Source organism: Rhodococcus sp. 3258 (assembly GCF_031456475.1).
In the GTDB taxonomy this organism is placed as follows: Bacteria; Actinomycetota; Actinomycetes; order Mycobacteriales; family Mycobacteriaceae; genus Rhodococcoides; species Rhodococcoides fascians.
This window is the reverse complement of record NZ_JAVDUT010000008.1, coordinates 71173-85595: the sequence shown is the minus strand read 5'-3', so window position 1 is coordinate 85595 and position 14423 is coordinate 71173. Positions and strand designations below refer to the sequence as shown.

Below are 14423 nucleotides of genomic sequence, written 5' to 3'. Positions count from 1 at the left end.
TTTCTCCCGAACTAGAATTTCTCCATGACCTCGCCCGAACACATCGCACCCGATACCCGCATCGCCGTCGTCACCGGAGCGAGTTCCGGCATCGGCGCGGCCACCGCGCGCCAACTCGCCGCCGACGGATTCCACGTCGTCATCGGCGCACGCAGGCTCGACCGACTCGAAGAACTGGCCTCGGAGATCAGCGGCACCGCCCTGGAACTCGATGTGACGGACGAGGATTCGGTGGCCGCCTTCACCGCCGTCATCCCCCGCGTCGACGTCCTGATCAACAATGCCGGTGGCGCGAAGGGATTGGCCCCGGTGATCGACGCCGACCTCGACGACTGGCGCTGGATGTGGGAGACCAACGTTCTCGGCACACTCCGCGTCACGAAAGCGTTGCTGCCCAAGCTGATCGATTCCGGAGACGGCCTGATCGTCACCATCACCTCCGTCGCGGCATTCGAGGCCTACGACAACGGCTCGGGCTACACCTCCGCCAAACATGCTCAGGCCGTACTGCATCGGACGCTGCGCGGCGAGCTGCTCGGCAAACCGGTGCGGTTGACCGAGGTCGCACCGGGTGCCGTGGAAACCGAGTTCTCACTCGTCCGCTTCGACGGTGACGCGGCCAAGGCCGACGCGGTCTACCAGGGCATCACGCCGTTGGTCGCGAGCGACATCGCGGAGGTGATCGGCTTCGTCGCCTCCCGCCCGTCGCACGTCAATCTCGATCAGATCATCATCAAGCCACGCGATCAGGCCGGTCCGGGGCGCTTCTCCCGTAAGTAGTAGTGCGCTGCGCGCAGTGGTGCGGTTAAGTGCCCCCTGGGGTACATAACCGGACCACTGCTGTAGGCACTCACCCAGCGGGCGCAGGTGCCGTTGTCGTCGCGGGTGCCGTTGTCGCAGGCGTCGTCGTCGCTGGTGCCCCGCCGGCAGGGAGCGCCGACATCGACTCCCACGTCGGCCAGTCGATGGCCCAGTCGTACAGGTCACCGTCCGCTGCGGAGAGGTCGATGCGGGTGCCGGTGACCTCCACCGGGTCGCCGTACATAGCCGTACCGAAGTACTGCTGCGCGTCCTCGGTCGAGAGGTTGATACATCCGTTGGTGACGTTCGATGCGCCCTGCACGCCGGTGGTCAGTGGGTTGGCGTGAATGAACTCGCCGTTGTTCGAGATGCGCACCGCCCAGCGTTCGCGCACGTTCTCGTAGAACGGCGGGTTCGACATGAGGAAGTCCTCGTGCTTCTCGGTGACGACGTGGATGCCGCTGCGGGTGACGTTGCGATCCTCGTTGCCCTCGCCGTAGCTGACGGGAATGTCCATGATCGTCGCGCCGTCACGCACCACCTGCATGCGGTGGCTGGTGGCGTCGGCGACGACGACCTGGCTGCGTCCGATACTGAAGTTCAGGGTGACGTCGTCGGCCCCGTAGACACCGTCGCCGTAGTTCACGCCGTAGAGCTTGGCGTTCACCGAGACCGTCGTGCCGGGCGTCCAGTAGTTGGTGGGACGCCAGTGGATGCGCGAGCCGTTGTCGTCGGGGAACCACGCCCAGGCACCGGGCGTCGGCGGGTTGGTGGTGACGGTCAGCGCCTTCTCGACGGCTGCCTTGTCCTCGATCGCCGAGTCGAACTGCAGGATGATCGGCGCTGCGATGCCGACTTCCTGGCCGTCGCCGATGTTGGTGCTCACCGAGGTGCGGCTGTCCGGTTCGACGGTGGTGAAGCTGCCCTCGATCGGCACGGTCTTGTTGTCCGCGCCGACGGCGGAACCGGACCACGTGTATTTCACCCCATACCCGAGTGGCTCGGTGACGGCGTAGGACGCCTTGTCGGGTGCCAGTGCCCCCTGAACGATCTTGCCGTCCGGGTTCGTCAACTCGACCTGGGTGAGCGTTCCGTTCGTCACCGACACCGAGATCGGTGCCACCGGGCTGACGTCGGTGGCACCTTCGGCCGGGTTCTGCGTGATCTGCGCGACGGGCGCTGCCTCGGTCGTCGGTGCCGAAGCACCGGGGCTCTTGTCGCCCGATCCGACGGTGCAGCCGGCTACTAACGCAACCAGTGCGACGAGCACGGTGACCAACCACACCATGCGCGTCCGTTTTGTCTGTTCTACCTGCTCATGCACGTTGTCCAACGTACCTGCGTCTGCGAACTACCCCACATTTCCCACTGTTTTTGGGGGCAGTCTCACAGCGAACCGTCGACGACGAGTCAGAGCTTCTGCGAGCGCAGCTCGTGTCCCTTCGACGTCAGGCACCGGCCCGAGTCCAGGTTCCAGTCCCAGCCGTGCAGGTTGCAGGTGAGCTTGTTGCCCTCGACGATGCCGAACTTAGTCAGGTCCGCCTTCAGGTGCGGGCAGCGACGCTGTATCTCGTAGCCGCCCATCGTGATGGTGGCGGTGTCGTCGTGTGCTTCGGAGAACCAGCCGTCGGCGTAGGCGATGCGTTCGTCGGTGAGGCACTTGAAGAACGTGTACAGGAACTCGTTGTACCCGCCGACGCGTCGGGCCCGGAACCGGGTGGACAGGAAGATCGAGTTGACCCAGTCCGGCTCCTGATCACGCACTGCCGTGCGCACCAGTTCCGGCGGGATCGTGAAGCTGTAACGGAACTTCTCGTTCGAGATAGGCTCTCGGACAATCCTCTTCGGGAAGTCCAGCACAACCGTCTCGTCACCCATCGTGATCCCGACGGGGTAGCCGATGCCGTCGCAGATCAGATCCGTCTGCGCCATGATCGGCTCGAAAAGTCCGCGCAACGGCTCGAGGAGCGACTCTCCCTCGGCCGGTGCCCAGCCCGCCTTCTCGGCTGCGATGACCGACGCCTGACGCTGGGCGTAGGCCTCGATGTAGTCGGCTTTGCCGGTGGTGAAGATGGCTTCGGCGTCGGCCGTGGGGATGGGATGCTCGTGGGACTTCAGATCCGAACCCTCGAACGTGGCCGTCGTGCCCGGAATCATCAGCAGACCCTTGTCGTGACCGTGCAGGCGCATCTGCTCGAGAAACACCATCTGGTCCGGGAACACGTTGGCCGGGTCGCCGTAGACGTCGTTGAGCGAGCGCAGTTCGTCGTCGAGGAAACACGGCGGGCCCGCCGACGGAATGACCCAGGTGGAGCCGACCTGCTCGATGTACTGGCGCGCACGATCCATCTGTCGCTGACGCTTCTGGATACCGAAGTTCCGCTTCGCGCGCGAGACCATGTCGTAGACCATCGGGTACCAGATCGCGCCCGAATACTGCAGCATGTGGACGTCGACGGGACCGAACTGCTCGGTCATCATGTCCAGGTCCACCGGCCGCGCGTCGTTCATGTTGAACGCGACGGTCTTCCCGTCGGACACCACCAGGCCGGAGTCGCCGATCGGGCCGTCGGCAGGCGCGCGAAGCGCGATGATCATGATGTCGAGATCACCCTTGGGCCCGGTCAACGTGTGCTTGACCGAGTCGGTGGTCTCGTAGAACTTGTGGAAGCCGAGCTTCTCCAGCTCGTGCTTGAGATCGAGCACCGGGTAGTCCGGCAGCAACACCGTCGCGTCCTTGTTGACGTGTTCGGCCAGGTTCTTCGGATCGAAGTGGTCCTTGTGCAGGTGCGAGACGTAGAGGTAATCGCAATCACCCAACTCGTCCCAGTCCAGGCCCGAGTTGTCGGGGAAAGGGAACCACGACGCGTAGAAGGACGGGTTCACCCACGGATCGCACAGGATGCTCCCCGCCTCGGTCCGAATATGGAATCCCGCGTGCCCCACGCTGGTGACCTGCACTGACTTACCTCCTACGAGCCGAACTCTCGAATCTCCATCGTATGCGCCGTTTCGAGCGTCCCTAACCCAGAGCGCAGTTGACGAGGTCACACTCGGGGGTCAGCGTGACCCCGAACTTCTCTCGCACACCGTCTCGGACGTGCGCGGCAAGAGCCATGATGTCCGACGCGGTGGCCCCGCCCCGGTTGGTGATCGCGAGTACATGTTTGGTCGACAGGGCCGCGGTACCGCGGCCGAACTCGGTGCCGTAGCCGCGCGGGAATCCCGAGTTCTGAATGAGCCAGGCGGCCGGAATCTTCGTGCCGGCCGGATCGGGGAAGCTCGGCGCGTGGGTTGCCTGCTCCGGCACCTCCGGCAACACCGGGTTGAGGAAGAACGACCCCACGCTCCACGTGTCGTGATCGGCCGCATCCAGCACCATTCCACGCTCACCGCGCAGCGCGAGCACTGCTGCGCGTACGTCCGGTACCGGAACGACGTCGCCGATCTGCACATCGAGCCGCTCCGACAACGCCGCGTAGCGCACCGGCAGCGATTCGGTGGTCTTCTTCAGCGCGAACGTCACGTCCAGAATCACGTAGCGCGACGATCGCTTGAACACCGACGACCGATGCGTTCCGAATCCGCACTGCTCCGGCGTCCACACTGCCGTCTCTTGCGTCTGCCGGTCGTAGACGGTGAGGCTGTGCAGCAATTCCGACGTCGACGCGCCGTAGGCCCCGACGTTCTGAATGGGCGTCGCGCCCGTCGTTCCAGGAACCCCCGACAGCGCTTCCATCCCGGACAGCCCGGCATCTATCGTCGCCTGTACGACGGCATCCCACTCGACACCGGCGTCCACGGTCACCCGTTCGCCGTCGATCTCCAACCGCGAGCCGGTCACCCGAACCACCCGGCCGTCGAACCCGTCGTCGCCGACGACCAGGTTGGATCCGCCGCCGATGACCAGCACGTCCGTCCCTGCACGGTCCGCGTCACGCACCAGGGAGACCAACTCGTCAGCGTTCGTCGCGACGGTGAATTCACGGGCTGGGCCGCCCACCCGGATGGTGGTGAGTTCGGAAATTGCAGTAGGCACGGACTCTCACGCTACCGGTCGCGCACGAACGTCCTCAGTCACCCGGTAACCTGCGGGGATGCCTCGCCCTATTGAGCACAGCTCGACTGTGCCCGCCTCCGCCGACAAGGTCCACGCAGCGCTGACGTCCGAGCAGTACTGGAAGGACCGCATCGAGCAGATCGGCGGCCCCGGTGCCAGCTTGAAGAGCGTCACCGTCGGCGACGGCACCATCGACGTCGTCATGACCCAGTCGGTCCCCGAAGAAGAGTTGCCGTCCGCGGTCACAGCCTTCAAGAAGGGCGACCTCATCATCGAACGCACCGAGAGCTGGGGACAGTTCGACGGCACCCACGCCGCGGGCACCTTCGGAGCAACCGTCGAAGGAGCACCTGCGCGCATCACCGGCACCACCAGCCTCGACGGCAAGGGCGAGACGACCACCGTGGCGCTGGCCGGCACCACCGAGGTCAAGGTCCCCATCTTCGGCGGGAAGATCGAAGCGATGATCAGCGAGCAGGTCCTCGCCCTCATCGACAACGAGCAGGACTTCACCGGTAACTGGATCGCGGCGCAAGCAAGCAGCTGAGCCTGGTCGTTCCGCAGGCTCCACTCCTGGGTAACCTGGCGCACTATGGCTCGCCGAATGAACTACTCCGCCCGGTTCACCCACTCGACGCAGCAGGTCTATGCAGCGCTGTCCAGTCGCGAGCACTGGGACGCGCGCATCGAGGAGATGCGTAAGTATTCGGAGAACGAGCTGAAGAGCTTCGAGGTGTCCGACGCCGGAATCGACATCGTGATGCACCACGTCATCCCCCGTACCGAACTGCCCGACATCGCACAGACGGTGATGAAGAAAGACATGGTCATCACCCGCAACGTGCATTTCGACGCGTACGGGGAAACCACTGCGGGGCACTACGACGCGTCGATTCCGGCCGGACCCGGCTCACTGAAGGGCACCACGTCACTGTTCCCCACCAACGGTGGCTCGACGCTGCGCACGTCCTCCGAGGCCAAGGTGTTCCTGCCGTTCATCGGCGGCAAACTCGAACAGCTGATGCTCGTCAACCTCATCGACCTGTGGCGCGGCGAGGGCGAAGTGACCGCCGACTGGCTCGAGAAGAACGCCTAGCCCTGAACAAGCCTGAGGGTGTCATCACCCGCGGCACCACCGGTATCAATCGGTTGCGTCGCAGCGACCGGTGGTTGATGCACGATCCCGATGTCCGACGCGTCCTGCGCGAATCACCGGACCCCCTCGTCGTCGACCTCGGGTACGGGGCGATGCCGAACACGACTCTCGAACTCGCGGGCCGACTTCGCACCGTCAGGCCCGATCTCCGAGTCACCGGTCTGGAAATCGATCCCGCGCGGGTGGTCGAAGGAAGCGGCGGCGTCGAATTCGCCCGTGGCGGTTTCGAGTTGGCCGGACTGCGACCGAATCTGGTGCGGGCCTTCAACGTGCTGCGGCAATATCCCGAGGACGCGGTTCCCGGTGCCTGGCACCGCATTCTGTCGGGCCTGGCACCCGGCGGCCTGTTGGTCGACGGCACCTGCGACGAACTCGGTCGACGCTGCGCATGGGTGCTGCTCGACGCCGATGGGCCACGATCTCTGACTCTGGCCTGGGACCCGTTCGATGTCGAGATGCCGTCGGACATCGCGGAGCGGCTTCCGAAAGTGTTGATACACCGCAACATCGAGGGCGAGCTGATCCACGATGTGCTCCGCCGCGCCGACCGCGCGTGGTCGGTCTCGGCACCACTGGCCCCGTTCGGACCCCGCCTGCGTTGGCGGGCGGCATTGAAAGTGCTTGCAGAGCAAGGACTCCCGGTAACACTCCCCCGCCGCCGCATGCGAGACAACGTGCTCACAGTGCCCTGGTCGACGGTCGCCCCGAGGTGACCGACCCTGCTGCGAAAGAAAACCGCATGAAGCCACCTGGCCCTCTCACGGTGAGGCCGTGTGTGCGCGACGACCTCGAGGTCCTCGAGCAGTGGCGCACTGTGGATCCAGTCGAGTGGGTCGATTCGGCTCGCCTCCACGAGGACATGGCATCGGGCAATTACCGGTTCGAGTGGATGTGGCTGGCCGAACGCGCCGGTCGTCCGGTCGGGCGCGCGGTGTGGTGGGGCCGTTCCGACGCAACGAGCCCGGTCACCCTCGACTGCTTGTCGGTCGCCCCGGACGAGGAGAGACCGGACGACGTCGGCGCTGCCCTGGTCGGTGCCGCCCGTGCGGCGTTCGATCGCAGCACCGCACTCGAGTTCAATGTCGATGTGCCGGTGGGGAACTCGATGGACGATTCCCTGCCGCGGGCGTTGGCGTGGCGCGCATCGGCTGCGTACGGAGGCGGATTCACCCGCACGACCGAACGCGTCTCGTTCGCCCGGACGGCTGACGCCCCGCCGCCCGAGACGTCGACCCGACTGCACTTCTCGGCGGGCACCGATGCAGAATTCCTCGAGGTGTTCGAAGCCGTCGCAGCCGGAAGCCTCGACTCCCATACTCGAGAGATGGTCGCCGAGCACGGCGTCGCCACACTCGCCGCGGACGATCTCGTCTTCTATGGTTCGCTACCGGGGCGGCGGGAGTCCTGGCAGATCGCCGGCCGACTCGACGGCACGACGGTGGGCTTCGTCGTCCCGACCAGAAATGCCTACGACGCGGCCATTAGCTATCTCGGGGTGCTCCCCGAGCATCGTGGTCAGGGCTATGTCGACGATCTACTGTCCGAGATGGTCCGGATACACCACGACGACGGGCAGCACCGCATAGTCGGAACCACCGATGCAGCAAACGCACCCATGCGAGCAGCCTTCGAGCGCGCAGGCTTCGTCGTCACCCGCACCCGCATCGTGCACGCGGGCTAGCGATCACGTACAGGCGGACAGCGCCAGTTCGACGCGTTCGGCCACTCGATCGGTGCTGCTGCCGGCCTCGGAGTACAGCGCCTGCGGGTCGACGCGACCGATGGCCACGGCGTCGCCCACCACCTCGTCGAGGGTGATCTGCGAGATGCCACCTGCGGCGAGGTCGAGGACCGTGCGTACGGGAGTGGTGATGTTGAACGTGCCGGCCGATTCGACGTCACGCGGCTCGAGCCGCAGTCGATGCACTGCCAGGCGAGTGTCGGTGAGTCGTAGGTCTCCGAACGCGCAGAGATGTACGAACTGCGGGTGCAGGTGTCCGAAACCGTGCAACTCGGCGGCGCTCTGGTGTGAGATCACTGCCTCGCCGCCGAACCACGCGCACCACATGGCGAACACTTCGAGTTCGCTGTGCGGCCACTGCCCGAGCCGAAACAGGTTGCGCTCGACGCGAGTCCACGTGGACGTGGCCAGGTTGACGCGCACCATCGCAGAGTCGAAGCCGAGTTCACCGGCCTGTTCGGCGGTGAAGTAGCCGTCCTGCCGGGTAGCGAGCGAGTGCAGCTCCTGCACACTCGGTCCTATCGTGCTCATGCAGCAAGAGTACGTCAGAATGTGTTACACATCACAAACTTTCGAATCGAATCCCCGGACTCGGCGAGTTTCACAGAGCTTGCTCAGAAACTTCGGGAAGACTGCCGGGAATGACATCCTCAGCCAGGCGCAGCACAGTACCGCTGATCGCAGTCTCCGTTGTTGTCGTCCTCCTCGTCGCCGTCATCGGCGGAGAACTGTTCGTTCGGCAGCAGATCAAATCCTGCCTCGCCGGCCAGCTCGAGTCCGAGCTGGGCAGCCAGGTGGAGGTGGGTCTCGGCTTCAAGCCGGTCTTGCTGTCCTTGGTCGACAAGAAGGTTTCGTCGGTGACCGTCGACAGCGACGATGCTCGATTCGGCCCTGCCGAGGGCATGGTCGTGCACGCCGAGGCGAACGATCTGAATCTGACCCAGAGCGCCGACTCCGGCGGCACCATCGGTAGCTCGAGTGCCGACATCTCGTGGTCGACCGACGGCATCACCCGCACCCTGCAGAGCCAGGGCATCGGTGCCATCGTCTCCGGGGTCACGTCCGACGCGTCGGCGGGCACCCTGGAGTTCGCCGTCGGCGCGCTTGCGAAGCTGACCGTCAAGCCCCAGGTCACGGGCGGCAAGGTCGACGTCCAAACCGTCGACGCATCGATTCTGGGCCTGGGAATCCCCACCGATCTGGTCGATTCCGTCGTCGGCGTGCTCACCGACAGCCTGCAGGCGTACCCGCTGGACATGGCTCCGACGTCGCTGACCGTCACCGACTCCGGCATCGAGCTCGCCCTCGAAGGGGGCCAGTACACCATCCCGGCCACCCAGCAGAACCAGAATCAGCAGACGCCTGAGGGTTGCTCCCTGGTCGCGTAACCCACGTGAGCGGAAACTCGTAGCCCACTACGAGTTTCCGTGCACGTGCGACGCAGTCGCTCTAGTTCAGCCCGTCCAGCACCGCACGGGTACCCGATAGCCCCAACCGCGTGGCACCGGCGTCGATCATGGCCAGGGCAGCGTCCGTGGTGCGGATGCCGCCGCTGGCTTTGACGCCCAAACGTCCGCCGACGGTCTCGGCCATCAGCCGCACCGCCTCGACGCTCGCGCCGCCAGCGGGATGGAATCCGGTGGATGTCTTGACGAAGTGAGCTCCGGCCTTCTCCGCGGCGCGGCACACTTCGACGATCGCCTCGTCGGACAGCGCTGCCGATTCGATGATCACCTTGAGTACCGCGTCGCCGATGCCTTCGCGAACGGTCACGATGTCGGCCAGAACGGCGTTGTAGTCCCCGGCAATGGCCGCGCCGACGTCGATCACCATGTCGACCTCGTCGGCCCCCTGCTGCACGGCCAGTCGCGCCTCGGATCCCTTGATCAGCGAATGATGCTTGCCCGACGGGAATCCGGCCACCGCAGCGGTGAGCATGCCCTCGGCGCGAATCGGCAGCATCGACGGGGAGACGCACACGGCGAGCACTCCCAGCTCGCGGCCTTCCTCGATGAGGGCCTCCACGTCGGCGGCCGTGGCCTCCGGCTTGAGCAGGGTGTGATCGACCATTCCGGCGAGGGCGGCGCGGGTGAGTGTCATGAACCCAGCTTTTCACAGCACCGCATGTCGCGGCCCTGTCGGTCTACCATTCTCGGCTATGGACGCAGCCTCGCTCGCCGACACGTTCAACGCCACCAGCAGGGAGTTCGACGCGGTGACGCCGCTGGTCTGGGGCCCGGCCGGGCAGTCGCTGATATTCGCTCTCGGGCTGCGATCCGGCGACGCCGTACTGGACGTGTGTTCCGGCACGGGGGCGTCCGCACTCCCCGCCGCGGCAGCTGTCGGCCCGGACGGTCTGGTCCATGCCGTCGACCTCGCCGACGACCTGCTGGAGGTGGGCCGGGTGAAAGCCACCGAGCGCGCCCTACGCAACATCGACTTCGTCGTCGCCGACGCCACTGCCTGGGAACCGCCGTCGACCGTTCCCGACGCCGGATACGACGCCCTGGCGTGTTCGTACGGCATCTTCTTCCTGCCGGATCCCGAGCGGGACTTCTCGCGCCTGGTGTCGCTGGTCCGGCCTGGTGGCGGCGTCGGGGTGACGGTGTGGCGTCAGGGCGCGATCGAGGCGTTCTCCCGTGCGTATTTCGAGGTGATCGCAGCACATTCTCCGTCCACGGAGCAGGTGGGCCGCCTCGCGCAGGAGGGGTACGACAAGCACCCGATCCGGCGGATGGAGACGGCCGATCTGCTCGGTACGTGGCTCGCGGCGGCGGGTACGACGGACGTCCGGGTATCCGAGCTGAGCAATCATTTACCCGCCACCGAGTCGTTCGTGTGGAGCTTCGTGTTGGGCAGTGCTCTGCGCGGTGCCCTCACCCCGTTCGACGATGCAGCCGTCGGGCGGATTCGAGCGGACTTGTTCGCGTCGCTGACCGAGCGCGGCATCGATTCGATCGATCTCGGGACACTGGTGGCAACCGGGTTGCGAGCGCCCTGAGAGAATTGCCCTCATGAGTTCTTCCGTGTCCGAGGATCGCCGCTACGTTCTGTCCCTCGGTTGCCCAGACAAGACGGGCATCGTCGCCCGTATCTCCACGTTCCTCGCCGAGGTCGGCGGCTGGATCGTCGAGGCCGCCTATCACGCCGATCCAGATACCGGTTGGTTCTTCACGCGTCAGGCCGTGCGGGCCTCGTCGGTGAGCATGAGTGTCGAGGATCTGCGTGCCCGCTTCGCCGAGGTGGCTGCCGAGCTCGGCCCGGAAACCGAATGGGCACTGCATGATTCGGGCGCACCCAAGCGAGTCGTACTGCTGGTGAGCAAGGAAGCACACTGCTTGCACGATCTCCTGGGCCGCGCGGCCGGCGGGGAGCTACCCGCACAGATCTCGGCGGTGATCGGCAACCACAGGTCGCTCGAGCCCGTTGCTGCGGCGCACGGAACACCTTTCCATCACGTCGAGTTCGCGAAGGACCCGTCCGAGCGCGGACCGGCCTTCGAGGAAGTCCGCTCGCTCGTCGACTCCTACGACCCGCACGCGGTGGTGTTGGCGCGCTTCATGCAGGTGCTGCCCGAGTCGCTCTGCGAGCACTGGGCCGGTCGCGCCATCAACATCCACCACAGCTTCCTGCCGTCGTTCGTCGGTGCTCGGCCGTACCACCAGGCGTTCGCCCGTGGCGTCAAGCTCATCGGCGCGACGTGCCATTACGTGACGGCCGAGCTCGACGCGGGTCCCATCATCGAGCAGGACGTCATCCGCGTCGACCACTCCGACGAGGTGGCCGACATGGTGCGTCAGGGGCGCGACATCGAGAAGCTGGTGCTCTCCCGCGGTTTGCGCTGGCACCTCGAGGATCGCGTCCTGGTGCACGGACGCAAGACCGTGGTGTTCAGCTAGACCGTTCGGGTCACAGGTTCCGCAGGCGAACCACTTCGGCGTTGAAGTCGTCGATCGCTTCCACCGAGCTCATGTGGCCGATTCCGGGGATCACGATCAGTCGGCTCAGGTGATCGTGGTCGTCGAGTGCTCGGGCGAGCTTGCGCGCGTGCACGGGCGGGGTCAGTCGATCCGCAGATCCGACGAGCACGCTGGTGGGCACGGACATGTTCTCGAGCGCCTCGCGGATGTCGAGGTCGCTCAACGCAGCGCCCCAGATACCCCGGGTACGCGGCGCGCACTCGAGCACGATCTTCTCGCAGAACGCCACCTCGGCGGGCGTGGCACCGGGGGCCATCGAGATGTACTTGATGGCTTGGCGGGTCACCGGGGATGGCCGTAGCGGTAGCGCCGAGCTCAGCACAGCGCGTCCCACCGGAGCGGGTACCCGTGGGAAGCGCTGCGGCAACGGGATGACGGTGGTCTCTCGGACGAGGGAATCCGTCGCCGTGCTGGCGAGCAGCACGGCGCTGACCAGGCGGTCGACCTGATCGGGGTAATTTCCGGCCCACGCCATGATCGACATGCCGCCCATACTGTGCCCCACCAGGACGGTCTTGTTGTCCTCGGTGACGGTGGCCGAGAGAACGGCCGACAGGTCGTCGGCCAGTACGTCGGGGCTCAGCGGGCGCGTTCCGACGTCGCTGCGCCCGTGTCCGCGCTGGTCGTAGACGATGACGCGGTAGCGACCTGCGAGCGCATTGATCTGCGGAAACCAGTAATCGGCCGAGCAGGTCCAACCGTGACTGAACAGGACGGGTTCGGCATCGGGGTCACCGTAGCTACGCACGTGCAGGTGTGCGCCGTCATCGGTGACGACTTCGGTGACGGTCGGCTCGAACGTGGGATGCTGCAGCAACTCGTCCGGCTGCACGTCCGTGGTCTTGGTGAACGAATGCAGTCGACGTCGCCGAACGACGAAGGCCCCGATGCTCGCGACAGCGGCGATGCCTCCGACTCCGAGCAGCGAACGTTCGATTACCTTGCGCGAAACCACTGATATTCCCCTCTACATGTGACCCCCGAGCGGGTGCGGTAGAGGTTACGCCCAGCGCCGAACGGGCGTCGAAGCCCCTCTACCAGCGCGGTCCGCGCTGAATTCCGTCGATCTTGGGACGCACGTCCACCAGGTACACCGCGATCGCGACGACTCCGATGATCCAGAACATGATGACGATCGGGCCGATCAGCGTCAGCAGCAGCCCGACGGCCAGAATGCCCAGCCAGGCGTTCTTGGTCAGCTTGCCGGTGGCCGGAAAAGCGTCGGCACGTTGGCGTAGCGCGTGGAAGATTGCGTACGCAGCCCCTGCAATCGAGATGATTTGCAGGATCAGGAAGATCGTCTGGGAGAAGCTGCTCGCAATCACGTCGCCCAGTGTACGAGAAACGACCCCTGCACCGTGCGGTGCAGGGGTCGTTTTCTTTACGAGTGCTTTAGCTGGTGGTCTTCTTGGCCGGAGCCTTCTTGGCAGCCGGTGCCGGTGCGGTCTTCTTGGCGGCCGGTGCCGGTGCCGTCTTTTTGGCCGGTGCCGGAGCAGCCTTCTTGATCGGTGCGTCGGCGGTGCCGCGGGTCTTGGATTCGACCTTGCCCGCCACGCCGCTCACCTTGTCGGACGCCTCGACGGCCTTGTCCTTGGCTTCGTCGCCGGCTTCGTCGATGTTCTCGGCGAGCTCGTCGGCGGCCTCGGAGATCTCGTCGGCACCTTCGCGAACCTTGTCCGACGCGATGCCGGCCAGAGCTGCGGCGCGCTCGCCGACCGCACGGGTCTGCGATGCGACAGTTCCGAGAGCGTGCTCGGTGAGGTCGACGACGTCGTTGGCGGCGGAGTTGGCGCGTTCGAGGCCTTCTTCGACTGCCGGGGTGCGGCGGATGCGCTCGACGGTCTCTTCGCCGCGCTCGGCGAGCGAGGTGTACAGGTCGGACGCGACCTTGAGGTACGCCTCGGCTACCTTGCGAAGCTCGTCCGGGGTGAAGCGCTCGCGGAGCTCGGCGATCTCGTCGGGCAGCTCTGCGGGCAGGTTCGTCAGGCGCTCGCGGAGCGACTCGACGCCCTCGGTGACCTCGTCGGAGAGGTCTGCGATGCGGGCGTTGACCTCGCTGGTCCGGCTCTCGGCGCGCGAGCGCACCTGTGCCACGACATCTGCTACGGCCTGGACGACTGCGTCGCCGGCACCGACAGCTGCGTAGATCGGAGTCTTGACGTTCTCGAAGTTCTTGGAATCAGACATCGGGTGTCTCCTGTTCGTCGGTTTCGGGCTCTTGCGTCGACTCGTTCTCACGACAGAACGAGTCGTAGATCTCGATCAGCACTTGCTTCTGCCGTTCGGTGATGTGCTCATCGCCGAGCAGAGCTTCGCGCACCGGACCGTGGGGACGCGCTTCCAAGATCCCGGCCCGGACGTACAGCACCTCGGAGGAGACGCGCAGACCCTTGGCTATCTGCGCAAGCACTTCTGCGGACGGATTGCGTAGTCCGCGTTCGATCTGGCTCAGATACGGGTTGCTCACTCCGGCCCTGCTCGCGAGCTGCCGCATGGATACTTGTGCGGCTTCTCGCTGGGACCGGATGTAGCTTCCGATGTCCTGGGCTGCAGTCGTGACGACTGCGGCGACAAGGTCTCCGGCCTCGGCGACCACCTGCGTCGCCTCGGTCGCTTTGGCGACCAGATCCCCCTCGTTCTCGGCCATCTCGGCCTCCTGGTTTCGGTGTCCTACTGGACGGTACC

At 65.6% G+C, this 14423-nt stretch carries 17 protein-coding genes; 8 read left to right on the top strand and 9 right to left on the bottom strand.

From position 1 onward, the window contains the following. Window positions 1-24: 24 nt before the first annotated feature. Window positions 25-780 carry an SDR family oxidoreductase gene (locus J2X62_RS21285; RefSeq protein WP_310183191.1) on the top strand — a complete coding sequence of 252 codons (756 nt, stop codon included), beginning with the start codon at window positions 25-27 and terminating at the stop codon, window positions 778-780. Between the two features lie 70 nt (window positions 781-850). On the opposite strand, the gene J2X62_RS21280 is transcribed toward J2X62_RS21285, so the two are convergent. The 3 genes from J2X62_RS21280 to J2X62_RS21270 all read right to left on the bottom strand — a co-directional run bounded on the left by J2X62_RS21280 (window position 851) and on the right by J2X62_RS21270 (window position 4840). Then, the gene (locus J2X62_RS21280) at window positions 851-2089 is read right to left on the bottom strand and encodes an Ig-like domain-containing protein (protein WP_310183188.1); all 1239 of its coding nucleotides are present in this window, start codon (window positions 2087-2089) and stop codon (window positions 851-853) included. 122 nt (window positions 2090-2211) lie between these two features. Then, window positions 2212-3762, bottom strand: coding sequence for an MBL fold metallo-hydrolase (locus tag J2X62_RS21275; RefSeq protein ID WP_032406483.1), 1551 nt, complete (start codon window positions 3760-3762; stop codon window positions 2212-2214). Between the two features lie 61 nt (window positions 3763-3823). After that, window positions 3824-4840 carry a UDP-N-acetylmuramate dehydrogenase gene (locus J2X62_RS21270; RefSeq protein ID WP_310183185.1) on the bottom strand — a complete coding sequence of 339 codons (1017 nt, stop codon included), beginning with the start codon at window positions 4838-4840 and terminating at the stop codon, window positions 3824-3826. 58 nt (window positions 4841-4898) lie between these two features. Between J2X62_RS21270 and J2X62_RS21265 the strand changes: the two genes are divergently transcribed. From J2X62_RS21265 to J2X62_RS21250, 4 genes are all read left to right on the top strand, one after another. Further along, entirely contained in the window at window positions 4899-5408 is a 510-nt protein-coding gene (locus tag J2X62_RS21265) for a DUF2505 domain-containing protein (RefSeq protein WP_032369787.1), read from the top strand. A 45-nt stretch (window positions 5409-5453) separates the two neighbouring features. Further along, a complete protein-coding gene (locus J2X62_RS21260; protein WP_032381240.1) occupies window positions 5454-5957 on the top strand; it encodes a DUF2505 domain-containing protein in 504 nt (167 codons plus the stop codon). A gap of 77 nt (window positions 5958-6034) precedes the next feature. Further along, complete coding sequence (locus J2X62_RS21255; protein ID WP_048317231.1) at window positions 6035-6730, top strand: methylase; 696 nt, start codon at window positions 6035-6037, stop codon at window positions 6728-6730. A 62-nt stretch (window positions 6731-6792) separates the two neighbouring features. After that, window positions 6793-7698 (top strand): GNAT family N-acetyltransferase, encoded by a 906-nt coding sequence (locus J2X62_RS21250; protein ID WP_310183179.1) that lies wholly within the window; start codon window positions 6793-6795, stop codon window positions 7696-7698. Window positions 7699-7701: 3 nt separating this feature from the next. On the opposite strand, the gene J2X62_RS21245 is transcribed toward J2X62_RS21250, so the two are convergent. After that, window positions 7702-8289, bottom strand: a complete 588-nt coding sequence (locus tag J2X62_RS21245; RefSeq protein ID WP_027498386.1) for a type IV toxin-antitoxin system AbiEi family antitoxin — start codon at window positions 8287-8289, stop codon at window positions 7702-7704. A 110-nt stretch (window positions 8290-8399) separates the two neighbouring features. On the opposite strand from J2X62_RS21245, the gene J2X62_RS21240 reads away from it, so the two are divergent. Next, on the top strand, window positions 8400-9146 hold the full coding sequence (locus J2X62_RS21240) for a DUF2993 domain-containing protein (RefSeq protein WP_027498387.1): 747 nt from the start codon (window positions 8400-8402) through the stop codon (window positions 9144-9146). Window positions 9147-9207: 61 nt separating this feature from the next. On the opposite strand, the gene deoC is transcribed toward J2X62_RS21240, so the two are convergent. After that, complete coding sequence (deoC, locus tag J2X62_RS21235; RefSeq protein WP_032369790.1) at window positions 9208-9858, bottom strand: deoxyribose-phosphate aldolase; 651 nt, start codon at window positions 9856-9858, stop codon at window positions 9208-9210. A gap of 58 nt (window positions 9859-9916) precedes the next feature. On the opposite strand from deoC, the gene J2X62_RS21230 reads away from it, so the two are divergent. Next, a complete protein-coding gene (locus J2X62_RS21230) occupies window positions 9917-10759 on the top strand; it encodes a class I SAM-dependent methyltransferase (protein ID WP_310183174.1) in 843 nt (280 codons plus the stop codon). A 13-nt stretch (window positions 10760-10772) separates the two neighbouring features. Continuing rightward, complete coding sequence (gene purU, locus J2X62_RS21225; RefSeq protein WP_027498390.1) at window positions 10773-11657, top strand: formyltetrahydrofolate deformylase; 885 nt, start codon at window positions 10773-10775, stop codon at window positions 11655-11657. A 10-nt stretch (window positions 11658-11667) separates the two neighbouring features. Here purU and J2X62_RS21220 read toward each other — a convergent pair whose 3' ends face one another. The 4 genes from J2X62_RS21220 to J2X62_RS21205 form a co-directional block, all read right to left on the bottom strand. After that, window positions 11668-12699: an alpha/beta hydrolase gene (locus tag J2X62_RS21220; protein WP_310183318.1), complete on the bottom strand. Its 1032-nt coding sequence runs from the start codon at window positions 12697-12699 to the stop codon at window positions 11668-11670. Window positions 12700-12772: 73 nt separating this feature from the next. After that, the gene (locus tag J2X62_RS21215; protein WP_027498392.1) at window positions 12773-13063 is read right to left on the bottom strand and encodes a DUF2516 family protein; all 291 of its coding nucleotides are present in this window, start codon (window positions 13061-13063) and stop codon (window positions 12773-12775) included. A gap of 67 nt (window positions 13064-13130) precedes the next feature. Continuing rightward, complete coding sequence (locus J2X62_RS21210) at window positions 13131-13925, bottom strand: heparin-binding hemagglutinin (protein WP_032390624.1); 795 nt, start codon at window positions 13923-13925, stop codon at window positions 13131-13133. Further along, window positions 13918-14385, bottom strand: a complete 468-nt coding sequence (locus tag J2X62_RS21205; RefSeq protein WP_027498394.1) for a helix-turn-helix domain-containing protein — start codon at window positions 14383-14385, stop codon at window positions 13918-13920. Before J2X62_RS21205 ends, J2X62_RS21210 begins: the two co-directional genes overlap by 8 nt. Between the last annotated feature and the right edge of the window lie 38 nt (window positions 14386-14423).

Bases quoted from the DNA above. Each gene is read 5' to 3' on its own strand.
- J2X62_RS21245 (WP_027498386.1), bottom strand. From the start codon at position 8,289: ATGAGCACGATAGGACCGAGTGTGCAGGAGCTGCACTCGCTCGCTACC.
- J2X62_RS21210 (WP_032390624.1), bottom strand. From the start codon at position 13,925: ATGTCTGATTCCAAGAACTTCGAGAACGTCAAGACTCCGATCTACGCA.
- J2X62_RS21260 (WP_032381240.1), top strand. From the start codon at position 5,454: ATGGCTCGCCGAATGAACTACTCCGCCCGGTTCACCCACTCGACGCAG.
- J2X62_RS21280 (WP_310183188.1), bottom strand. From the start codon at position 2,089: ATGGTGTGGTTGGTCACCGTGCTCGTCGCACTGGTTGCGTTAGTAGCC.
- J2X62_RS21255 (WP_048317231.1), top strand. From the start codon at position 6,035: ATGCACGATCCCGATGTCCGACGCGTCCTGCGCGAATCACCGGACCCC.
- J2X62_RS21240 (WP_027498387.1), top strand. From the start codon at position 8,400: ATGACATCCTCAGCCAGGCGCAGCACAGTACCGCTGATCGCAGTCTCC.
- J2X62_RS21230 (WP_310183174.1), top strand. From the start codon at position 9,917: ATGGACGCAGCCTCGCTCGCCGACACGTTCAACGCCACCAGCAGGGAG.
- J2X62_RS21265 (WP_032369787.1), top strand. From the start codon at position 4,899: ATGCCTCGCCCTATTGAGCACAGCTCGACTGTGCCCGCCTCCGCCGAC.
- J2X62_RS21285 (WP_310183191.1), top strand. From the start codon at position 25: ATGACCTCGCCCGAACACATCGCACCCGATACCCGCATCGCCGTCGTC.
- purU (WP_027498390.1), top strand. From the start codon at position 10,773: ATGAGTTCTTCCGTGTCCGAGGATCGCCGCTACGTTCTGTCCCTCGGT.
- J2X62_RS21205 (WP_027498394.1), bottom strand. From the start codon at position 14,385: ATGGCCGAGAACGAGGGGGATCTGGTCGCCAAAGCGACCGAGGCGACG.
- deoC (WP_032369790.1), bottom strand. From the start codon at position 9,858: ATGACACTCACCCGCGCCGCCCTCGCCGGAATGGTCGATCACACCCTG.